Origin of the sequence: Synechococcus sp. CS-205 (assembly GCF_025128255.1) — a bacterium.
Classification (GTDB): domain Bacteria; phylum Cyanobacteriota; class Cyanobacteriia; order PCC-6307; family Cyanobiaceae; genus Regnicoccus_A.
The window spans coordinates 1-20,518 of the sequence record NZ_JAHLZB010000022.1 but is presented as its reverse complement, the minus strand read 5'-3'; the positions used below and the strand labels follow the sequence as shown (position 1 = coordinate 20,518).

The window sequence follows — 20,518 nt, the reverse complement described above, 5'->3', positions numbered from 1 at the left end:
CTGCGATGCCTCCGTCGTCTCCTCCCACCAGCCTCAGCCGCCGTCAGGCCCGCCAGCTGGTGGAAACCGCCTACCTGGCCTCCGCCACGGCCCTCCTCTGGGCGGGGCTCTATTACCTGCCCGTGGGGGGAGCTCTGTTTCGCCTGGCCCTGCCTCTGCCCCTGGCCCTGCTGCAGGTGCGGCAGGGTTGGCGGCCCGGTTGGGAGGGGGCGGTGGTGGCCTCTCTGCTGCTGGTGGCGTTGATGGGACCGATCCGAGGTCCCCTGGTGCTGTTCCCCTATGGACTGCTGGCTCTGTGGCTGGGCTGGGGATGGGCGGCGCGCCGCAGCTGGTGGCTCACCTGGGGCGTGGGCCTGCTGATCGGCAGTGGTGGCTTTCTGGTGCGGGTGGCGGTGCTCTCCTTGCTGGTGGGGGAGAACCTCTGGGTGCTGATCACCGCTGCTGCCGCCGGCGTGCTCGAGCGCCTCAGTTCCCTGCTCAACCTGGGGGTCGGGCCTGACCTGCTCCAGGTCCAGCTGATGGCCCTGGGCCTTGTGCTGGTCCAGAACCTGGTCTACGTGCTGGCCCTGCATGCGGTGGCTTACTGGATCTTTCCGCGGCTGCAGGCTCCGATCAGTGAGCCGCCCCCCCAGTTGCGCTCCCTGGTGGCGCTTGATCCCCTCTGATCTCCATTGATCACCCTCTGCGGTGACCCAGGTCAGGCCCGCCGCTGGTGCGAGCGCCTGGCCCGTGACTGGTCAGCCACTCAGGTTCTGCTGCTGCTCGCCGGCACCGACACCGCCGCGGTGCCGGGCATCTCCGCAGCCGGAGCCACCCCTGAGGTGCGTCGGCGTACGGCGGCCGCCGACGCTGAACTGCTGCTGCTCGGTCCTGGGGGGACACGACCCCATGCTCTGCCGCCCCTCCCTGCCGGGGTCAGCCCGGCCCTGATCTCCCATGTGGTCTGCCGGGAGCTGGCCCTGGTGCCGCTGGTGACGGACCTGGGTTGTCCCGTGGCCCCCGCGGTGCCCCATCTGCGCCTGGGAAGCGCCCCAGCCCGTTGCCTCAGCAGCGGGGCCGCCATGCCGCGGCAACGGGTGGAGCGGTTGGTGCGTCTCGGCCTGCGCTGGGGAGAGCGCTGGGGGGCGGCCCGGCATCACACCACCACGGGCGAGCCGGCCCCGGTGCTGATCGCCGAATGCGTGCCCGGAGGCACCAGCACAGCCCAGGCGGTGCTCACCGGCCTGGGGGTGGAGGTGGCGGGACTGGTGAGCGGCAGCCTGCGCCAGCCTGCCCATGCTCTCAAGAGCGAGCTCACCGGCCGTGGGCTGGCTCAGGCGGGACTGGGGCTGGCGGGGGTTGTCGATCCCATGGCGGTGCTGGCCGCCGTGGGCGATCCCATGCAGGCCCTGGCGGCGGGGGTGCTGCTGGGGACCGCTGGCCGGCGGGTGCCGGTGCTGCTGGCCGGTGGCAGCCAGATGGCGGCGGTGCTGGCCCTGGCCCTGGCCCTGGCCCCGCCCCACCAGCGCCCCTGCCTTGCGGAGCAGGCAGCTCTCGGCACCACCGCCTGGGTGGCCCAGGAGCCCGGCAGCAACCTCGCACTGTTGCTCGAGCGCCTTGGAGAGCGCTGGGGGATCAGCCCGATCGCCTTCGCCAGCTCCCTGCGCTTCGGCGACTGCCGCAACCCCGCCCTGCAGGACTACGAGCGGGGCTATGTCAAGGAAGGCGTGGGGGCCGGTGGTCTGGCCCTGCTCTGGGAGTTGGCCGGCCGCTCCTGCGACACCCTGGCTACCGCCTGTGATCGCGCCATGGAGCGGCTGCAGGACGGCACCTGATCACCTCCTAGGGTCCAGCGATGCAGGCCGATCCCCACCAGCTCAGCCTCTCCCTGAGCCGCCGCAGGCTGCTGCAGCTCTCCGCCCTGGGGGGGATGGGGCTACTGGGGGCCTGTGGCCGCGGCTCCACCGTGCAGCTGGTCTATGGCCGCGGCGAGTTCCCCTCCGCCTGGGCGAAGCGCCTGCCCGATCCCTGGCGGGCCCAGCCCTTGGAGGGCCCAGAGGCGGTGCTCTCGGCGCGGGGTGCGGCCCTGATGCAGCTGGGGGATGGTTGGCTGGGGTCAGCGGAGGCCATGGACTGGCAGTCGTTCGTTCCGCCTGGAACCCCTGCCGCCTCTGAACTCTGGGAGGGGCTGGCGCCCGAGGCCCAGCTGCTCACCCGCCTGTTTCGGCCTGAACCGGCCCCGCCCCTGGCCTACCCCTGGGCCTTCGGCACCTGGATGCTGGTGTTGCGCAACCGCCGCGATCTGGTGTCCCGCTCGGCAGAGGGCTGGATGCTGCTGATGGACCCCAGCCTGCGCGGCCAGCTGGTGCTGCCCGCTTCCCCACGGCTGGTGATCGATCTGGCCCTGCGTCAGCTGGGGCTTCCCCCCGGTGATCCCGCCAGCCTCAGGGATCCCCGCCTGGGCGATCAGCTCGTGGGGCTGCGCGCTCAGGCGGCTGCCCTCGATGATCGTGATGGCCTGAATCTCCTGCTCTCCGGCACAGTGGAGGCCGCCGTTTTGCCCAGCCAGCGGGTCCTGCCGCTGTTGCGCAGTGACACCCGCCTGACGGCCCTGCTCCCTGCCAGCGGCTCTGCCCTCTGGTGGAACCTGCTGTTGCGTCCGGCCCGGACCCGGGAGGTGCCGCCGCTCCGTTGGCTGCTGCAGGCCAGGGAAGCCCCCCTGCTCAATCGTCTGCTGGCGGCGGGCTGGGTGCCGCCGCTGCGCCGGGAGCTCCTGGCCGCTGCGCTGGCCCGCTGGCCGTCCGCTGTGGCCTCCCTGCTGTATCCAGAGCCGGCGGTTCTTGCACGCTGCACCTCCCTGCCGCCACTCCAGCCAGAGCAGCGTGATTGGCTTCAGTCACTCTGGGACCGCAGCGGGTCCTAACCCCAGAGCCGGCGGCGGGGCGCGGCCGCCAGGCGCCGGTGGGTGTCGTCCAGCAGGGCAGGGATCTCCAACCCGTGGGGACAGCGGGGCAGGCAGGCACCGCAGCCGCGGCAGGCGCTGGCATCAAGGGCTTCCCACCAGTGCCCGGCCCGGCCGATCAGGTTGTAGCGCTCGGCGGCAAAGACCTCCATGCCGTGGCCCAGGGCCAGATTGCGCAGGCGCAGCAGCTCCGGGATCGGCACCCCGCTCGGGCAGGGCAGGCAGGCCCGGCATTGGCCGCAGCGCTCAGCGCCGAGGCGAGCTCGGCCGTTGGCCTCCAGGTGGCTGAGGGCACTCAGTTCCTGCGCATCCAGGGGGCTGTCGCTGGCCCTGAGCTCCTTGGCCAGCTCCAGATCTTTCCTGCGCTCGGCCCCGAGGGTCAGGCTGCTGATGCCCTGGGCCAGCAGGAAGCGGTAGGCCAGGCGCAGGGGCTCCAGGGGCGCGCAGTCGGCGATCAGCTCGGGGGATGGGTCGTAGAGGCGCCCGCCCTTGTCGGCTGGGGAGATGGCCAGAACGCCCAGGCCCCCGGCGAGAGCCTGATGCGCCAGCGGCAGCCGCTCCGGATCGAACAGATGCAGATGCAGGCTGCAGAAGCTGAACCGCCCGCTGGCCAGGGCCTGCGCGATCAGGGGCCTTGAACCGTGGCTGCTGAAGCCCAGCTGACCCACCAGCCCCGTTGCCAGGGCCCACTCCAGCAGGCGGGCACCTTCGCCGCGAAGGGCCCACTCCAGGTGCTCATGACGGTTGAGACCATGCACGGCCAGGTTGTCGAGGCGGGATACCCCCAGTCGCCCCAGGCTGGCGCGCAGCTGCTCCTGGCCGCTCTGCAGGGATCCACCAGGCAGGATCTTGCTGGTGAGCACCAGATCGGCGCGTGCCCCTCGGCGACTCCCGCTGATCCGGCTCAGGGCCTGGCCCAGGTAGGCCTCGGCCGGCCCGTAGGACGGGGCTGTCTCGAGGTGGTTGATGCCGGCGTCGATCGCGGCTTCCAGCACCTCCATCATCTGGTCGGGGCTGCCGAGGGCCCGCATCGTGCCGAGGGTGAACAGGGAGACGGCCGGGCCGGTGCCGAATGGGCGCCGGGATGATCTCACGCCGCTTTCAGGAGTTGCTGGAGGACGGGGCCGGCGGTTCATCCATCGGCCCCGTGGCGGGACCGGAATCGGCCGGACCGGGGCCGGAGTCGTCTTCACCGCCCTCAGGATTGTCCTGGCGCTGGGCACGGCTCAGGTTGCGGATCAGCTCGGCGGGGCTCACCTGGTCGATGAAGCGCCGGAAATCGGCCTTCTCCTCGGCATCGGCCTCGGAATCCACCGGGATCGAGGCGTCGGCCACCACCTCCTCCAGCATCCAGATCCCGCTGCCGGTGCGCAGGGCCAGGGCGATCGCATCGCTGGGGCGGCAGTCGAGCTCACTGGTCTCGCCCTCGGAATCACTCAGCTTGAGCACGGCCCGGAACGTGGCGTCCTCGATCGTGTGAATGATCACCCGCTCCAGGCTGACGCCGCCCACGGCCATCAGCCCGGCCATCAGGTCGTGGCTGAGTGGCCGCGGGGGTGTTGTTCCCCCCAGGCCCGCCAGGATGTTCTGGGCCTGGGCCTGGTCGATCCAGATCGGCACCTGTCGGCGGCCGGAGGGATCCCTCAGCAGCACGATCGGGCTGCGGTTGGCCGCATCCAGGGCGATCCCGGCGACGCGCATCTCCACCATGGTCCTGCAGCGCTGGCCCTTTGTCCGATTATGGCCAGCAACGCCGCCCTCCCCCATGTTTACCGGTCTGGTTCAGGCGGTGGGTCGCCTGCGGCGCCATGCCCATGGCGTGACGATCAGCGGGCTGAGCGGCCTGGATCCCCTGGCCCTCGGCGACAGCGTGGCGGTGGATGGGGTCTGTCTCACGGTCAGTGGGCTGATGACGGATGCCTTTCGCGCCGATGTCAGCGAGGAGACGTTGCGACGCAGCACCCTGGCCGCCAAGGCGGAGGCCGGTGCGGCCGTGAATCTGGAGCCGGCCCTGCGGCTCTCGGACCGCCTGGGGGGCCACCTGGTCAGCGGCCATGTGGATGGGCTCGGTGAGGTGCTGGCGGTGACGCGGGAAGCCGGATCCTGGCGGCTGGAGCTGGCCTGGCAGGACGCCGCCTATGGCCGCTATGTGTGCGACAAGGCCAGCGTGGCGGTCGACGGCATCAGCCTCACGGTGGCGGGCAGCAGCGCGGCCGGGGAGCACTTCTGGATCGCCGTGATCCCCCACACCTGGCAGAGCACCACCTTGCTCGAGCGACGGGTGGGCGACCGGGTCAACCTGGAAGCTGATCTGCTGGCGAAATACACCGAGCGGTTGCTGCGCCAGGACGCGCCCCCCCGGGCTTCTGAGCAGCCGCTGGATCAGGCCTGGATGGCCGAGCATGGCTGGGGCTGAGGGGTCGAGCCAGGAACGGGCTCGGCTCTGGCGATTTCCGGAACTGGTCAGCCTGAAGACGCGCCCTAGCCTGACTGTTGTCTCCGCTGACAGGGCCGCCATGACCTCACCGTTCCCGCCCCTGCGTCCGCTTGAGCGTCAGCAGGTGGCCGCCCTGCGCACCTTCACCATCGCCGAGGGGGTGTTGATGCTGGTGCTGGGGGTGCTCGCGCTGGTGTTCCCTGTGGTGGCCTCCTTCTGGATCACCGCGGTGGTGGCCCTCGCGTTCCTCGTGGGGGGGCTGGTGGGCTGGATCGACAACCTGATCCGCTCCCGTCAGCTCAGCCGCCGCCACACCTTCTGGCGCCTGGTGGTCTCGACACTGTTTCTGGTGACCGGCGGCTGGATGATCGCCCAGTTCCGGGGTGGGCCGCTGCAGGCGGCCGACCAGGTGGCAGCCCTCTCGCTCGCCGTGGGGGTTGTTTTTCTGGTGGAAGGGCTGGTGGCGATGCTGGTGGCGATCAGCCACCGGGGTGCGCCGGGCTGGGTCTGGGGCCTGCTCAACGGCCTGGTCACGCTGGTGCTGGGAGCCCTGATCCTGTCGATGAAACTGGGTGGTCAGCTCTCTGTGCTGGGGATTCTTGTGGGGGTGAGTTTCCTGTTCAGCGGGGTCGACCTGCTGGCCTTCGGTGCCGGCTTCCACGCCGAGGAGAACTGAGTCCCGGGCCCGTTCAGTCTGCTGGGTTTCGGCCCTCAGACGCCAGCTCTGGGCAGGCCTCGTCAGGACTGCCGATGCTGCCGCCAGTGCCAGCGGGGTCGCTGTCCTGATCGCCCTCGACGGGCAGAAGCCAGATTGAGCCCGTTTCGTGGTGGATCTGAATGTGGAACTCCTGGCCGGGCTCCAGCCCCATGCGACGGGTGTAGGCATGACCGACCAGCAGGTTGCCGTTGCCATGCACGCGAGTGCGGAACTCCGCCTGTCGGCCTTTACCGGCACCGGAGCTGGCCGCGGCTCCCCCCAGCCGGTACCCCTTGGCTTCCACCAGGGCCTTGTAGAAGCTTTTCTTGAGCAGCCGCCCTCCGGGGCTCACGTAGCCGCATCCCCGGGCAATGTCATCTTCCGAGCAGTTGCTCAGGGAACGGGCCTTGTCCAGCAACTCCTTGCCCTGGAGCATGGTTCTGCCGACTGACGGCGCGGCATTCGACATGGTTGCGGATGTGATCGACGGAAGGGTTGACCACGCATCGGTCTCCTGTCCCCGATTGTGGCCAGGACGATGCAGTTTCGGCAAGGGTCTCTCAGAGCAGGTAGAGAATGCCGTAGAGAACCAACCAGATTCCATCGACGAAGTGCCAGTAGAGCTCAGCGGCTTCCACCCCGAAGTGGTGGTCGGCCGTGAAGCGCCCTGGTGTGCGTGCCTGCCACCAGACGATCAGGATCATCAGGGCGCCCAGAGAAACGTGCAGCCCATGGAATCCGGTCAGAGCGTAGAAGGTGCTGGCGTAGAGGTTGTCGGTGAGACCGAAGGGCAGAGAGAAATACTCAACCATCTGGCCGGCGAGGAAAGCCAGGCCAAGCCCTGCGGTGATCAGCAACCAGAGCCGACATGGGCCGAGCTGGTCGTGGCGAAGCTCCTTGGCGGCGCGATGAAAGGTGAAGCTGCTCAGCACCAGCAGCACCGTGTTGATCGTGGGCAGGATCAGTTCCAGCTCATAGATCGCATCGGCCGGCAGGGGGTTCACCGCCCGGAAGGTGAGGTAGGCGGCGAAGAAGCCCGCAAACGTCATGCCATCGGCCACAAGAAAAGTGGCCAGGCCGAACATGCGGTGGTCGGGATGGCCCTCCTGGACCGCATCGTGGACCAGGGGCTCTGATCCCTGGGGCAGCGGGGGGGCAAGGACGTCGGAGGGTGGTGATGGATCCGAGCTGGGGTAGAAGGCTGTCATGGCGACTCCTGGCGATGGCGGAGGAAATCAGAGACGGTGGTGGAGCAGGTGGCGGACCAGTTGGTGGACCAGGCTGAGCGTTGTGTCATCGGGCCAAGCTGCCGTTGGCCTGGTCATTGACCGCTGGACCAGAGCTCGCGACCGGTGGCCGCCCCGAGGTCGATCTGACCCGGAGGAATCCCGTAGCCGTAGGGGTGCTGCACCAGGGGGGGCTCCCCCTTCCAGTTCTCCACCGGCGGGGGTGAACTGGTGAGCCATTCCGGTGTGAGGGCCTTCCAGGGGTTGTCGCCGGCCACGCGTCCGGAGAAAGCACTCCAGAACACATTGATCAGGAATGGAAGGGTGCTCAGCGCCATGAGCAGGGCTCCAACGCTGCTGATCTGGTTCACCAGGGTGAACTGGGGATCGTATTCGGCGACCCGGCGGGGCATGCCATTAAGGCCCAGCCAGTGCTGGGGAGCAAAGCAGAGATTGAAGCCGATGAAGGTGATCAGGAAGTGGAAACGCCCGAGGTCCTCATTGAGCATTCTGCCTGTGAATTTCGGGAACCAGTGATAGATCGAGCCGAAGATCACAAACACCGTGCCCCCATAGACAACGTAGTGAAAGTGCCCCACAACGAAATAAGTGTCGTGAACATGGATGTCGAAGGGAACCTGGGCCAGCGCCACCCCTGTGATTCCACCGAACACGAAGTGCACGATGAAGGCACAGGAAAAGAGCATGGCGCTGTTGAGGGCGATTTTCCCGCCCCAGAGGGTGGCCAACCAGTTGAAGAACTTGATGCCTGTTGGCACGGCGATGAAGGCCGTGGCGATCGTGAAGAACAGGCGCATCCAAGGGGGTGTGGCGCTGGTGAACATGTGGTGCGCCCACACGATCAGACCCAGGAACACAATGCCCAGAATCGAATACACCATTGTGGTGTAACCGAACAGGGGCTTGCGAGCATGCACCGGCAGGATCTCACTCACCAGCCCGAAAGCCGGCAGCACCATGATGTAGACCGCTGGGTGGGAGTAGAACCAGAACAGGTGCTGATACACCACCGCATTGCCCCCCAGGGAAGGGTTGAAGAATCCGGTGTGCGCAATGATGTCGAAGCTGAGCAGCACCAGGGTGCCGGCCAGCACCGGGGTGGAGAGCACCACCAGGATGCTGGTGCCGAGCATCGCCCAGCAGTACATCGGCAACTGCATCATCTTCAGGCCAGGCCGCCGCATCTTCAGAATCGTGGCGATGAAGTTGATGCCCCCGAAGATGGAGCTGCCCCCCAGCAGCAGCACGCTCAGAATCCAGACCACCTGTCCGGCCGCCGGCGTGGTCAGGCTGAGGGGCGGATAGGCGGTCCAGCCTGATTGGGCCGCCCCTGCGATGAAGTAACTGGCGATCAGCAGGAATCCTGCTGGAGGTATCAGCCAGAAGGCCACGGCATTCAGCCGCGGGAAAGCCATGTCGCGAGCGCCGACATAGAAAGGAATCAGGTAGTTCCCGAAGGCACCGTTCACAACCGGCACGATCCAAAGGAAAATCATCACCGTGCCGTGGAGGGTGAGCACCTCATTGTAGGTTTCCCGGCTGATGAAATCAGAGATCGGGCTAACAAGTTCGGCGCGGATCATCCCGGCGAGTGCTCCCCCGACCAGATAGAAGAAGAAACCGGCCACCATGTATTGCAGGCCAATCACCTTGTGATCGAGGCTGAAGCTGAGATAGCGCAGCCAACCTTCTGGCTGGAGCCCGGGTGGGGACGAGCTGGTCTGGGGCGTCAGGGCGATGGTCATGGAGGAGGGACGATGAACCGGGGGACAAGACGAGGCGAGGGGCGCTTGCTCAACCGGTGGAGGAGCTGCTCAGGGCGCTGGCGACGGTGGTGGTGGTGTTCTTCTCGAACCAGGCAGAAAATTCATCGGGTTCGTGCACCACGACTGTGGAGCGCATGCCCCCGTGGTAAGGACCGCAGAGCTCGGCGCAGATGATTGGATAGCTTCCTGCTTTGATCGGTGTGAAGGTCAGCACGGTGGGTTGTCCGGGAATCACGTCCTGCTTGAGGCGAAACTCTGGAACCCAGAAGGCATGGATCACATCTCGTGCTTCCATGCGCAACTCCACAGGTTGTCCTTTCTGCACGTGCAGTTCGCCACTGGTGATGTCGCCCTGTGGGTAGTGGAACAGGAAGGCAAACTGAAGAGCGGTGACCTCCACAGGTAAGGCCGTCGCCCCACCGGCCATGGGAGAACCGATTCCACCCCAGATCCGCTCGGATGTTGGAGAGGGCGTTCCAAGCACGGAAGCCTGGATCACGGCGCTGTCGCTGTCAGCGGTGCCGCTTTCTGAGCTTGCAACCATTCCACCGTGCATGGCGTGGGGATCGCTGAGGGGAACCATCCCACCCATGCGGTCATAGATGTCGTAGCTGTAGATGCCAACGAACAGCACCACCACGGCCGGTATGGCGGTCCAGAAGATTTCCAGCTGAAGATTGCCCTCCACTGCCACTCCGTCGCCGGTCTCGCCATCGCGCCGGCGAAATCGGATCAGACTGAACAGCAGCAGGCCGAAAATCCCGATGAAGAGGATCGTGCCGATGCTGAAGAGAACCTTGAAGAGTTGGTCGTAGATCGGGGCATTCAAGCTGGCTGCGGCTGGCAGAAGATTGACGTTCTGGCCAATCCATAGCCCGCTGAGCACAAGGGCCATCCCCACGACGAGGGTGAGGACGGCAGATGGGATCGGCACGACTGAGTCAAAGCTCTCTCCACCTTATGGGGATCACCGGCTGAGTGCTCGCGGCCGCGCCGGGCCTTACGGGTGTTCCGAAATCCTGTGCGGAACTCAGGACATGGAGGGGGCTCATTTCGCCGTTCTCCCGCTCGCACACGTGCGTGCTTCCCCACAACCTGGCGGCGACACCAACTGTGATCGCTAATTTGTCGCCCATGCAATCCGGACGCCTCACCTCACTGCTGACGTCCCATCTGGTGGTCGCTCTCATCGCCCTTGTGGGCATCGGTGGCGCCACCCGGGTCATGGAAGCAGGACTGGCCTGTCCCGACTGGCCCCTCTGCTACGGCACCCTGCTGCCTGGCCGCCAGATGAATCTTCAGGTGTTTCTGGAGTGGTTTCACCGGCTGGATGCCTTTCTCGTCGGCCTGGCTCTGGTGGCCCTGCAGGTGGTGGTTCTCAGGCGGCCTGCCGCCCTGCGTCCCCCCTGGCTGATCGCGGCCAGCGCTGCAGCCCTTGGTCTGGTGGCTGTGCAGGGCGGTCTGGGTGCCCTCACCGTCACCCAGCTGCTCCGCTTCGATGTGGTCACCGCCCACCTGTCCACCGCTCTGCTGCTGGTGGCCCTGGTGAGCGCCATCCACCAGGGACTGGCCCCTGAGGACCTGCAGTCACGGACCCTCCGCTCACCGACCCTGGCTGAACCTCCTGTTTCCAGTTTGGCCTGGCTGCGACAGCAGGGCTGGTGGCTGGCCTCCGCCGCCGCTGGTTTGGGGGTCTTCGTCCAGGCGGTCAGTGGCGCCCTGATGGCCACCCAGTGGGCTTCAGGCAGCTGCCTGACGGCAGGGGTGGCCTGCGGCTGGCTGGCTCTTCACCGTCAGATGGCCACCCCGGTGGCGATCACCGTTCTTGCTGTGGCGGCCGCCCATCTGCTGGTGCGTGAGCGACGAGTGATGCAGGGCTCTTACGCCCTCGCCGCTCTTCTGTTGGTGATCCTGCAGATCGTTCTCGGGGTGCTCACCCTGCGCCTCGCTCTGGAGGTTCCTCTCGTCACCGTGTCTCACCAGCTCACCGCGGCTCTGCTGGTGGCTGTGCTCAGCGCCCTGGCCATGCGCAATCGACCTCGTCCTGCCCCCGCTCCGATCGACACCGTCAAGCCCCAGCCCTCCTGCCTCGAGTCCTGCCATGGTTAGTGCCACCAGCCTCAGCCCTCAGCTCAGCAGTCGCGACCAGGTGGTTCCTTCGCGCTCCAAGGTGCGGCTCCCCCCCTGGCTCGAGATCGCCAAGCCCCGACTGATTCCCCTGCTCCTGGCCACCACCCTGGGGGGCATGGCCCTCTCCGAAGGCTGGCCGATGACAGCACCTCGCCTGGCCTGCACCCTCGGCGGCGGTGCCCTGGCCTCAGCGGCTGCCGGGGTGCTCAACTGCCTCTGGGAGCAGGAGCTCGATGGGCGCATGGTGCGCACCAGTGGCCGTGCACTCCCCTCCGGCCGTCTTTCGGCGGGGACAGCCTTCACCGTCGCCGTATCGCTCACCTGTGCCGCCGCCCTGCTGCTGGTGAGCGGGGTGAACTGCCTCGCTGCGGGGCTCTCCCTGCTGGGCCTTTGCAGCTACGTGCTGCTGTACACCGCCCTGCTCAAGCCCCGCACCACGCAGAACATCGTCATCGGTGGAGTGGCCGGTGCGATTCCACCCCTGGTGGGTGCCGCCGCGGCCACCGGGCATGTGGGCCTTGGTGGCTGGTGGCTGTTCGGTCTGGTGATGCTCTGGACCCCCGCCCACTTCTGGGCCCTCGCCCTGCTGCTCAAGGAGGATTACCGTTCCGTCGGCATTCCGATGCTGCCGGTGGTCAAAGGCACCGAAGTGACCGCCGCGGCAATCGGCCACTACGCGCGTGCCACCGTGCTGGTGAGCCTGCTGGGCGTGCTGGCGCTCCCCAGCGGTGGATGGCTCTATGGACTGCTGGTGATTCCCTTTAATGGCCGGTTGCTGCAGATGGCCCACACCCTCGGCCTGAATCCCGATGAGGCGGCCCCGGCCAGGGGTCTGTTCCGTTGGTCCATCCTCTATCTCTTCGGCATCTGTCTGCTGCTGCTGATGGCCCGCCTGCCCGGGGCCGAGACCTTCAGCTTTCAGGCCAGCGAATTGCTGGCGACGCTCAGGCTCCCTTCGTCAGCTTTCTAGATTGCAAGCTTCCATCGGCCGGGCCGAAGTGTCAGAAGCGCTGCCAGAAGGGATGATCCAGCTGGATCAGCTCAGCAAGTCGTTCGGGCCGGTCACGGCCCTTGATGGCTTCAGCCTGCATGTCCCGGCTGGCAGTCTCTATGGCCTGCTGGGACCAAACGGGGCCGGCAAGACCACTGCCCTGCGCATTCTCTGCACCCTGCTGGCCCCGGATGCCGGGTCCGTCCGGGTGGCTGGCCTCGATGCCCTCCAGCACCCCCGTCAGGTGCGGGAGCACCTGGGCTATGTGGCCCAGGAGGTGGCCATCGACAAGATCCTCACCGGCCGGGAGATGTTGCGTCTGCAGGGAGCCCTGTACCACCTGGGTGCCCCCCACCTGCGCCAGCGGATCGACGACCTGATCCAGCTCCTGGGGATGGACGACTGGATCGACCGCCGTTGCGGCACCTACTCCGGTGGCATGCGCCGTCGTCTTGATCTGGCCAGTGGCCTGCTGCATCAGCCTTCGGTCCTGGTGCTGGATGAACCCACCGTGGGGCTTGACATCGAAAGCCGGGCGGTGATCTGGCAGGTGCTGCGGCAACTGCGCGATTCCGGCACCACGGTGCTGCTCAGCAGCCATTACCTCGAGGAGATCGATGCCCTCGCCGACCGGCTGGCCATCATCGATGGGGGCCGGGTGATCGCCGAGGGCAACCCTGAGGATCTCAAGCGCGCCCTCGGCGGTGACCGCGTCACCCTGCGGGTGCGCGAATTCAGTGATGCGCCTGAGTCGGAGCGGGTCCAGCAGGTCTTGCAGGCCTGCCCGGGGGTGCGCCAGGTGGTGGTGAACCGTGCCCAGGGCCATTCCCTCAACCTGGTGGTCGATGGAGAGGCGGTGATCGAGCAGTTGCGCCGTCAGCTCAGTGAAGCCCAGCTGCCGGTGTTCTCCCTCTCCCAGAGCCGCCCCAGCCTTGATGACGTCTATCTCCAGGCCACCGGCCGTACGTTGAGGGATGCCGAACTGGAGGTGGCGGGCATCCGTGATCCCAAGGCCGAGCGCAAGCAGGCCATGCGTTGAGCCTCCTGTCGCTCCTCTCCGATCGATCTCCTGCTCTTCCGCTCCTCCTGTCCCCGGCCATGACCAGCGCCTCACCCCTGACACTCTCTGCTGCAACGCCCGACCAGGGGCCAGCCCAGCGTTCTGCTTTCGCCGACCTCAGCCAGGAGACCCTGGCGCTCACCCGCCGCCTGTTCCTCCAGTTGGCCCGTCGTCCGTCCACCCTGGTGGCGGGCGTGCTGCAGCCACTGATCTGGCTGGTGCTGTTCGGGGCACTCTTCGCCAAGGCCCCGGAGGGCCTGCTGCCCGATGGCATGAGCTACGGACGCTTCCTGGGGGCGGGGGTGATCGTGTTCACCGCGTTCAGCGCTGCTCTCAATGCTGGCCTGCCGGTGATGTTCGACCGTGAATTCGGCTTCCTCAACCGGCTGCTGGTGGCCCCCTTGCGCTCCCGCAGCTCCATCGTGCTGGCTTCGGTGCTCTACATCACCAGCCTCAGCCTGATCCAGAGCCTGGCGATCATGGCCACCGCGGCCCTGCTGGGTTACGGCTGGCCTGGAGGCGCAGGACTGCTGCTGGTGCTGGTGACCCTGCTGCTGCTGGTGTTCGCCGTGACCGCCCTCAGCCTGGGGCTGGCCTTCGCCCTGCCTGGGCACATCGAGCTGATCGCGGTGATCTTCGTGGCCAACCTGCCCCTGCTGTTTGCCAGCACCGCCCTGGCACCGATTTCCTTCATGCCCGCCTGGCTGGGCTGGCTTGCGGCCCTGAATCCTCTTACCTTCGCCATAGAACCCATCCGCGCCGCCTACGCCGGCAGCTTTTCCCTTCAGGCCGTCGTGCTGGAAGCTCCCTACGGAGATCTCACCGCTCTGACCTGTCTGGGGGTGCTCGCCGCCCTCGCCCTCGGCCTCTTTCTCCTGATCCGGCCTGTTTTGGATCGCAAACTCAGTTGAGTCACCCCGTGTCCACCACCCAACCACTCCCTGCTTTCGTCGATGCCATGCCCGTAGGCAGTCCCCGGTTGTCGCTCCAGGACCTGCACCAGGCCCTGGAGAGCAGGGACGGGCCCCTGTTGGTGACCCAATCCCTGCGCTGGGCCCACCGCCATGGGGTGGAAGCTCTGGAGAGGCAGATCGGGGACCCGGCTCTTGATGAAACCGCACGCCTCTGGTGGCGAGAGCAATTGCAGCGCTCCTTCTCCTTTCCGGTGGTCAGCTCGGCGGTGGTCAGCTCGTCTGTGGTCAGCTCGGCACCCCCGCCGCCCCCCACGGCCGCTGTTCCAGCCTCCGATCCACTCCCGGCGCCCGAGCCCGTGCTCGAGTTGCCGACCCAGCAGGATGCCGTTCCTCTCCCCGCCGAGTGGCTGGTTCCTGGCGATCTCCAGCAGCAGGAGAAGGCTGAACTCATCGCCGCCTCTCAGCCCGCCGTTGAAGCAGAGGTGTCCTCAGCGCCCCAAGAGCCCATCACCCCTGTGACGGAGTCTCTGCCTGAGGCCACCGAGTCACTTCCGCCCCTGGCAGAGGCCTTTGGGCCCATTTCAGACCTGGAGCCCCTGCCCAGTTTTAATGTTCAGGCCATCTTTGCGATGCAGTCGGAGTTGGCCGAAACGCCCCTGGCACCGCCGGTTGTTCCGCCGGTGATGTCCCCTCCGAAGCAGCTTGAACTGGAGGCTTTCTCCCCGGTCGAGGGATCTGGAGAGCAGACCGCGGCCCTGCCTGAAGCGGTCGCTCCTGCTGAGGAGGCTCCCGTCAAAGCCATCGGATCCAAGCGCAATCCCTTCTCCCGTCTGCGCAGTCTGGTCAAGGATTGCGTCGAGGAGGTGGCCAGCAGCTTCAGCTACGACGAACACGAGGAGGACAGCTTCGAATCTCCGGAGCCGGCAGTGCCTCCAGCAGCGGACTCTCCCCTCGGCCAGGCCCAGGATCCGGTGTCCACCCCGGTCCTGCAGTCTCCGCCTCAGGTGGCTCCTTTCCCGGTCCAGTCGCCTGCCTCTGGCAGCTCAAGCTCGATCGCTCCGCCGCCATTTGCGCTGCAGCAACCTCTGCAGCCCGCCCGAGCGGCCCAGCAGCGACGTCGGCGGGGCGAAACGGGCAGCCCTGATGGTCAGGGCAGTCCGGCGGCGAACCGGCGAGCGGCTGGAGGCCCCCCAGCGCCGGCTCCCAGCCATCCAGCCCTCGACTCCCTGCGCTCCTGGCTGCCCGACAGCCTCGAGCGCGACGACCATCGCCAGGCGTCCTGAACCGGTGCGTTCCAATCCACGCCTCGACCGTATGGCCCTGGAGGGTCACCTGATCGTGTCGGTCCAGGCGCCCCAGGGATCCCCGCTGCGTGATCCTTCCGTGATCGCCGCCATGGCGGAGGCCAGCCTGGCCAATGGTGCCATCGGGGTTCGGCTGGAGAGTCCTGAGCACATCGGTGCGGTGCGGCGGCGCTGCCCAGAGGCCCTGATCGTGGGCCTCTGGAAGCGGGTTCACTCCGACAGTTCTGTCTACATCACCCCCGGATGGGAAGAGATCAGAGCGGTGTGGGCCGCAGGTGCTGACATCGTGGCCATGGATGCCACCTCCAGGGTCCGCCCCGGCGGCGAAGATCTCGCCGGACTCATCGGCCGTGCCCAGCTGGATCTCGGTGCCCCGCTGATGGCTGATGTCGACAGTGTCGACAATGGTCTACAAGCAGCCTATCTCGGCTGCCGGTGGGTCGGCACCACCCTGTTCGGTTACACCGAAGCCACCGCTGAGCTACGGCCTCCGGCCTGGGATCTCCTGCCGCAGCTTCGCCAGCGGCTGCCGGAAGAAACCTCCCTGATCTGTGAGGGAGGCATCGCTTCAGCGGATCAGGCGGCCCGAGCTCTGGCGGCGGGAGCCGACGCGGTGGTTGTCGGTACCGCGATCACGGGGGTGGATCTGCAGGTGGCCTCTTATGTGGACCGGATGGCCGCGGGCTGCTGATGGAGCGGCCCGCGGGCCTTTCTCACATCATTCCGGGCATGCCCATGCCGCCCATGCCGCCCATACCTCCCATGCCACCCATTCCGTCCATGCCGCCACCGGGTCCAGCGGGTGCGGGCGGTTCAGGTTTGTCGGTGATCACCACTTCAGTGGTGATCAGCATCGCGGCGATCGACACCGCGTCCTGGAGGGCCAGGCGCACCACCTTGGCAGCGTCCAGGATCCCGACGGCCACCATGTCGTCGTAGGTGCCGGTGATGGCGTTGAACCCCTTGCCCTGGCGCTGGGCTTCGGCCACCACAACCGAGCCGTTGGCTCCGGCATTCTCGGCGATCTGACGGGCTGGAGCTGCCAGGGCCCGCTGCACGATCTCGGCGCCGGTGCGCTCATCCTGGGTGAGAACCGCGATCAGCGTGTCGAGTTCAGCGGCCAGCTGCAACAGCGTGGAACCACCTCCGGCAACGATTCCCTCTTCCACGGCGGCCCGGGTGGCATTGAGGGCATCCTCGATGCGCAGCTTGCGGTTGCGCAGTTCGGTTTCGGTGGGGGCTCCCACCTTGATCACGGCCACACCGCCGGCCAGCTTGGCCAGCCGCTCATTCAGCTTTTCGCGGTCGTATTCAGACTCGGTGGACTCCAGTTCGCGCCGGATCGACGCCACCCGGTCGGCCACGGCGTCGCTGTGGTCTTCAGTTCCCACAATCGTGGTGGAATCCTTGCTGATTGTGATCTTGCGCATGCGACCGAGATCGCTCAGGCTCACCTTCTCCAGGGTCATGGCCCGGTCTTCACTGATCACTGTGGCGCCGGTGAGGATGGCGATGTCCTGCAGCATGGCTTTGCGGCGGTCGCCGAAGCCAGGGGCGCGCACGGCCGCCACCTGCAGCACCCCCCGGTTCTTGTTCACCACGAGGGTCGCCAGGGCTTCGCCGTCAACTTCCTCGGCGAGAATCACCAGGGGAGAACCAGCCCGCGACACGGCCTCCAGCACAGGCACCAGATCATTGATGCTGCTGATCTTGCGGTCGGTGACGAGCAGCAGGGCGTTGTCGTACTCACACACCTGGCGGTCGCCATCGGTGACGAAATAGGGGGAGGAGTATCCCCGGTCGAAGGCCATGCCTTCGGTGACTTCGAGCTCGGTGGAGAGGGAGCGGGATTCCTCAACGGTGATCACCCCGTCGGTGCTCACCGTGGCCATCGCTTCAGCCACCATCCGGCCCACTTCCTCATCACCCCCGGAGCTCACGGTGGCCACCTGACGGATGGCATCCCCGGCCACGCTCTGGGCGCGCGCGGCTATCCCCTCAACCACCCGGGCCGCTGCCCGCTCCATGCCCCGGCGCAGTCCCACCGGATTGGCGCCGGCTGCCACGTTGCGCAGTCCCTCGTGCACCAAAGCCTGGGCCAGCACGGTGGCCGTGGTGGTGCCGTCTCCGGCCTGGTCCTTGGTCTTGGAGGCCACCTGCTGGATCAGCCTGGCGCCCACGTTCTCGAATGGATCCTCCAGGGAGATCTCCTTGGCGATCGTTACCCCGTCATTGACGATGTCGGGAGCCCCAAAGGACTTCTCCAGCACGACATTGCGGCCCTTCGGCCCGATCGTGACCCGCACGGCATCCGCCAGGGCATTCACCCCCCGCTCAAGCGAGCCCCGGGAGGCGTCGGAAAAACTGATCAGTTTGGCCATCGGTTGTCGAGGGTGTGGAGAAGGTGTGGGACGTGGGTGGGCACGGGTCGCTGCACCCGATGGTTTTCAGCGTCCCACAGCGGCTGGGGCGCAGTCATGGCCAGGACGGTGGGGAAAGCCGAATCGGTCCCCCCCAGGGCACCTGCGCCTGGGGCCATCTGCCGATAAGGTCCGGGGATGGAGGACAACCTGCGCGCCAGCCTCTCGGCGTCGGTGGCCGATGCGCTCACCGATCCGGCGATCGACACGGTCTCGGGTGCCAGCCTGATGGTGTTTCTGGTCATTGCCGGACTCGGGCTGGCCATGGCGCTGATCTACGTGCCCCTGAGGCTCTTCCTCACGATCACGGCCCGCAGCCGGCGGTTGAGGCTGCTGCAACGGATCCGGCGCCTGCGCGAGGAGCTGGGGCAACCGATCCAGTCCTGATCGGGCCTCAGCGCATCACAAGGCCACCATCCACCTGCAGCACCTGGCCGGTCATGTAGGCGGCGGCAGGATCGGCGGCCAGAAAACGCACCACCCCGGCCACGTCCTCGGGCTGACCGAGACGGCCGAGGGGAATGGCCGCCTGGATGCGCTCCACCTCCAGATCCTTGGTCATGTCGGAGGCGATGAAGCCCGGGGCCACGGCGTTGACGGTGACCCCGCGGCTGGCGAGCTCGGCCGCGGTGCTGCGGGTGAGGCCGATCACACCGGCCTTGGCGGCGCTGTAGTTGGCCTGGCCAGGGTTGCCCATCAGCCCCACCACGGAGGTGATGTTGATGATCCGTCCGCTGCGGGCCTTCAGCATCGAGCGACAGACGGCACGGCTGCAGAGGAAGACCCCGGTGAGGTTGAGGTCGATCACGCTCTGCCAGTCGGCGGTCTTCATGCGCATCAGCAGCCCGTCGCGGGTGATGCCGGCGTTGTTGACCAGCACGTCCAGGCGACCACTGCGCTCGAGCACCTGCTTCACCATCCCCTCCACCTCCTCCTCCCGGGAGACGTCGGCCCGGTGACTCCAGGCCCGGCCACCGCCCGCAGTGATGGCTGCCACCACCGCCTCGGCGGCCTCGGCGGAAGCGGCGTAGTTCACAACCACCTCGGCTCCGCTGGAGGCGAGCTCCAGGGCGATGGCCCGGCCGATGCCCCGGCTGGCTCCAGTGACCAGAGCCACCTGGCCCGTGAGTGGGGCAACAGCGGATCCGGTCATTGGCGCAGAAGCAGGGAGAGGGCGATCGTATGCGGCTCCCACCCGCCCTCAGTTGGTCATCAGCTCCATCCCCTCCACGGCAGCGCCCAGCAGCGCCGCGAAGCGTTGCAGTTCCTCCTTGCTGCCCATCACCACCAGCAACTGGCCTGGCAGCAGCCTCACATCGCCATTGGGGTTGGTGATCAGTTTCGGGGGTAGGGGAGCGCTGGTGATCCCGCGGTAGACCGAGGGGTTGGTCGCCTTCGGGACGGGCATGCGCACGGCCAGCACCAGGGCACCGGTGCGGCGGCGCAGTTCCAGCTCGGCCAGGGTGCGCCCATTGAGATCCCCAAGCAGCTGGCCGTTGCTGCTGATCTGAAACTCCTCCACCTCGCAATCCGATCCCGCCAGCAGGTCCATGAACTGCACGGCCAGCGGGCGCAGAGCGGTGGCGGCCATGCTGCGGCCTCCGGCCACATAGGGGCTCACCACCTGATCGGCACCGGCCAGTCGCAGTTTGCGGGCGGCCTCATCGCTGTCGGATCTGGCAATCAGCCGGCAACGGGGGGCGATGCCCCGGGCACTGAGCACCACATAGAGATTGGCGGCGTTGCTGGGCAGGGCGGCCACCAGGCTGCGGCAGTTGTGAATGCCGGCTTCCATCAGGGTTTCATCAAGGGTGGCATCGGCCTGAAGCACGGGAAGGCCCCGTTCCTCCGCGGCCCCCTTGCGGCCCTGATCCATCTCCACCACCAGCAGCGGCACGCCCTCGGCGGTGATCTGATCGGCGATCTCGCGGCCGATGCGGCCATAGCCGCAGAGAATCACATGGTCATGCATGGTCAGAAGCCAGCGGCGGAATCGGAGTTCGCGCATCCGGCGGAAGTAGCCGGATTCGGTGAGCCCAAGCAGGCCCTGAATGGTCATCTGGACCACCACCAACCCCCCGGCGATCGAGAGTGTGGTGACCACCCGACCGGCACCCGAGAGTGGTTCGGAGGTGCCGTCGCTCCAGCCCAGGGTGGTGAGGATCACCAGCACCATCCAGTAGCAGTCGCCCCAGTCCCAGCCCTCGGTGAAGCGGTAGCCCGCCGCCGAGAGATTCACCAGGGCAACCAGGGCGATCAGAGGGGATCGCCAGGGTTGCCGGATCCGGGTTGTGGGAGGTCTGGGGCGTCGACGCCTGGTGGGTGGAGGCATCGATGGCGCCGTGGTTCGAGAAAGGACGCTCAGCCCATGCCGAGGGCCTGCAACACCTCAGGAACATCGAGCTCGTGAAGCGTGGTTGCCTGACCCAGCCCTTGTACCCCAGCCCTTGATGGCAGGCTGTCGCTGCTGCGACCCAGGGCCACCAGAGGCGTGCCGCAGAGCAGGGCAAGCTCGGTGGTGACCGGCTCATGGCTGAGCACCACATCGGCGGCGGCCACCTGGGCGGCCCGCTCGAGGGGGGGGGGGGGGGGGGGGGGGGGGGGGGGGGGG

21 protein-coding genes and 1 pseudogene are annotated in these 20,518 nt (G+C 67.2%); 12 read left to right on the top strand and 10 right to left on the bottom strand.

Translation table 11 applies throughout. The annotated features are described in order from the left end of the window. Nucleotides 1-5: 5 nt before the first annotated feature. Genes KQ297_RS04520 through KQ297_RS04510 form a run of 3 tightly spaced genes read left to right on the top strand, consistent with a single transcriptional unit; the run spans nt 6 to nt 2,902 of the window. The gene (locus KQ297_RS04520; protein WP_259738368.1) at nt 6-665 is read left to right on the top strand and encodes a DUF2232 domain-containing protein; all 660 of its coding nucleotides are present in this window, start codon (nt 6-8) and stop codon (nt 663-665) included. A gap of 6 nt (nt 666-671) precedes the next feature. Beyond that, on the top strand, nt 672-1,814 hold the full coding sequence (locus tag KQ297_RS04515; protein WP_259738367.1) for a nicotinate-nucleotide--dimethylbenzimidazole phosphoribosyltransferase: 1,143 nt from the start codon (nt 672-674) through the stop codon (nt 1,812-1,814). A 20-nt stretch (nt 1,815-1,834) separates the two neighbouring features. After that, on the top strand, nt 1,835-2,902 hold the full coding sequence (locus KQ297_RS04510) for a hypothetical protein (protein ID WP_259738366.1): 1,068 nt from the start codon (nt 1,835-1,837) through the stop codon (nt 2,900-2,902). Here KQ297_RS04510 and KQ297_RS04505 read toward each other — a convergent pair. Further along, the gene (locus tag KQ297_RS04505; RefSeq protein WP_259738365.1) at nt 2,899-4,035 is read right to left on the bottom strand and encodes an aldo/keto reductase; all 1,137 of its coding nucleotides are present in this window, start codon (nt 4,033-4,035) and stop codon (nt 2,899-2,901) included. The genes KQ297_RS04510 and KQ297_RS04505 overlap by 4 nt on opposite strands. Before the next feature lie 7 nt (nt 4,036-4,042). Then, a complete protein-coding gene (locus KQ297_RS04500; protein WP_259738364.1) occupies nt 4,043-4,651 on the bottom strand; it encodes a bifunctional nuclease family protein in 609 nt (202 codons plus the stop codon). A gap of 55 nt (nt 4,652-4,706) precedes the next feature. Here KQ297_RS04500 and KQ297_RS04495 point away from each other — a divergent pair, with 55 nt between their 5' ends. After that, nucleotides 4,707-5,357: a riboflavin synthase gene (locus KQ297_RS04495; RefSeq protein ID WP_259738363.1), complete on the top strand. Its 651-nt coding sequence runs from the start codon at nt 4,707-4,709 to the stop codon at nt 5,355-5,357. A 100-nt stretch (nt 5,358-5,457) separates the two neighbouring features. Next, nucleotides 5,458-6,054 (top strand): HdeD family acid-resistance protein, encoded by a 597-nt coding sequence (locus KQ297_RS04490; RefSeq protein ID WP_259738362.1) that lies wholly within the window; start codon nt 5,458-5,460, stop codon nt 6,052-6,054. A 13-nt stretch (nt 6,055-6,067) separates the two neighbouring features. On the opposite strand, the gene KQ297_RS04485 is transcribed toward KQ297_RS04490, so the two are convergent. The 4 genes from KQ297_RS04485 to KQ297_RS04470 form a co-directional block, all read right to left on the bottom strand. Further along, nucleotides 6,068-6,511, bottom strand: coding sequence for an AbrB family transcriptional regulator (locus tag KQ297_RS04485; RefSeq protein WP_259738361.1), 444 nt, complete (start codon nt 6,509-6,511; stop codon nt 6,068-6,070). A 124-nt stretch (nt 6,512-6,635) separates the two neighbouring features. After that, entirely contained in the window at nt 6,636-7,160 is a 525-nt protein-coding gene (locus KQ297_RS04480) for a cytochrome c oxidase subunit 3 (protein WP_255441518.1), read from the bottom strand. Nucleotides 7,161-7,396: 236 nt separating this feature from the next. After that, nucleotides 7,397-9,067, bottom strand: coding sequence for a cytochrome c oxidase subunit I (ctaD, locus tag KQ297_RS04475; protein ID WP_259738360.1), 1,671 nt, complete (start codon nt 9,065-9,067; stop codon nt 7,397-7,399). Nucleotides 9,068-9,116: 49 nt separating this feature from the next. Continuing rightward, nucleotides 9,117-10,022, bottom strand: a complete 906-nt coding sequence (locus KQ297_RS04470) for a cytochrome c oxidase subunit II (RefSeq protein ID WP_259738359.1) — start codon at nt 10,020-10,022, stop codon at nt 9,117-9,119. 200 nt (nt 10,023-10,222) lie between these two features. On the opposite strand from KQ297_RS04470, the gene KQ297_RS04465 reads away from it, so the two are divergent. The 6 genes from KQ297_RS04465 to KQ297_RS04440 are packed head-to-tail and all read left to right on the top strand — an operon-like array spanning nt 10,223 to nt 16,178. Continuing rightward, complete coding sequence (locus tag KQ297_RS04465; RefSeq protein ID WP_259738358.1) at nt 10,223-11,197, top strand: COX15/CtaA family protein; 975 nt, start codon at nt 10,223-10,225, stop codon at nt 11,195-11,197. Beyond that, nucleotides 11,190-12,188 (top strand): heme o synthase, encoded by a 999-nt coding sequence (locus tag KQ297_RS04460; RefSeq protein ID WP_259738357.1) that lies wholly within the window; start codon nt 11,190-11,192, stop codon nt 12,186-12,188. The genes KQ297_RS04465 and KQ297_RS04460 overlap by 8 nt, the downstream gene beginning before the upstream one ends. Before the next feature lie 52 nt (nt 12,189-12,240). Beyond that, nucleotides 12,241-13,248 (top strand): ABC transporter ATP-binding protein, encoded by a 1,008-nt coding sequence (locus KQ297_RS04455; RefSeq protein WP_259738356.1) that lies wholly within the window; start codon nt 12,241-12,243, stop codon nt 13,246-13,248. A 59-nt stretch (nt 13,249-13,307) separates the two neighbouring features. After that, a complete protein-coding gene (locus KQ297_RS04450; RefSeq protein WP_259738355.1) occupies nt 13,308-14,180 on the top strand; it encodes an ABC transporter permease in 873 nt (290 codons plus the stop codon). 8 nt (nt 14,181-14,188) lie between these two features. Then, entirely contained in the window at nt 14,189-15,466 is a 1,278-nt protein-coding gene (locus KQ297_RS04445; protein WP_259738354.1) for a hypothetical protein, read from the top strand. Nucleotides 15,467-15,497: 31 nt separating this feature from the next. Further along, the gene (locus tag KQ297_RS04440; RefSeq protein ID WP_259738468.1) at nt 15,498-16,178 is read left to right on the top strand and encodes an N-acetylmannosamine-6-phosphate 2-epimerase; all 681 of its coding nucleotides are present in this window, start codon (nt 15,498-15,500) and stop codon (nt 16,176-16,178) included. 22 nt (nt 16,179-16,200) lie between these two features. Here KQ297_RS04440 and groL read toward each other — a convergent pair whose 3' ends face one another. Next, on the bottom strand, nt 16,201-17,868 hold the full coding sequence (gene groL / locus KQ297_RS04435) for a chaperonin GroEL (RefSeq protein WP_259738353.1): 1,668 nt from the start codon (nt 17,866-17,868) through the stop codon (nt 16,201-16,203). 177 nt (nt 17,869-18,045) lie between these two features. Here groL and KQ297_RS04430 point away from each other — a divergent pair, with 177 nt between their 5' ends. Continuing rightward, a complete protein-coding gene (locus KQ297_RS04430; RefSeq protein WP_185466115.1) occupies nt 18,046-18,294 on the top strand; it encodes a hypothetical protein in 249 nt (82 codons plus the stop codon). Between the two features lie 7 nt (nt 18,295-18,301). On the opposite strand, the gene fabG is transcribed toward KQ297_RS04430, so the two are convergent. From fabG to KQ297_RS04415, 3 genes and pseudogenes are all read right to left on the bottom strand, one after another. Further along, nucleotides 18,302-19,060 carry a 3-oxoacyl-[acyl-carrier-protein] reductase gene (gene fabG, locus KQ297_RS04425; protein WP_259738352.1) on the bottom strand — a complete coding sequence of 253 codons (759 nt, stop codon included), beginning with the start codon at nt 19,058-19,060 and terminating at the stop codon, nt 18,302-18,304. Between the two features lie 48 nt (nt 19,061-19,108). Next, nucleotides 19,109-20,239: a TrkA family potassium uptake protein gene (locus KQ297_RS04420; RefSeq protein ID WP_259738351.1), complete on the bottom strand. Its 1,131-nt coding sequence runs from the start codon at nt 20,237-20,239 to the stop codon at nt 19,109-19,111. Nucleotides 20,240-20,268: 29 nt separating this feature from the next. Beyond that, a pseudogene (locus tag KQ297_RS04415) lies at nt 20,269-20,518 on the bottom strand (lipopolysaccharide heptosyltransferase family protein); the annotation flags it as partial.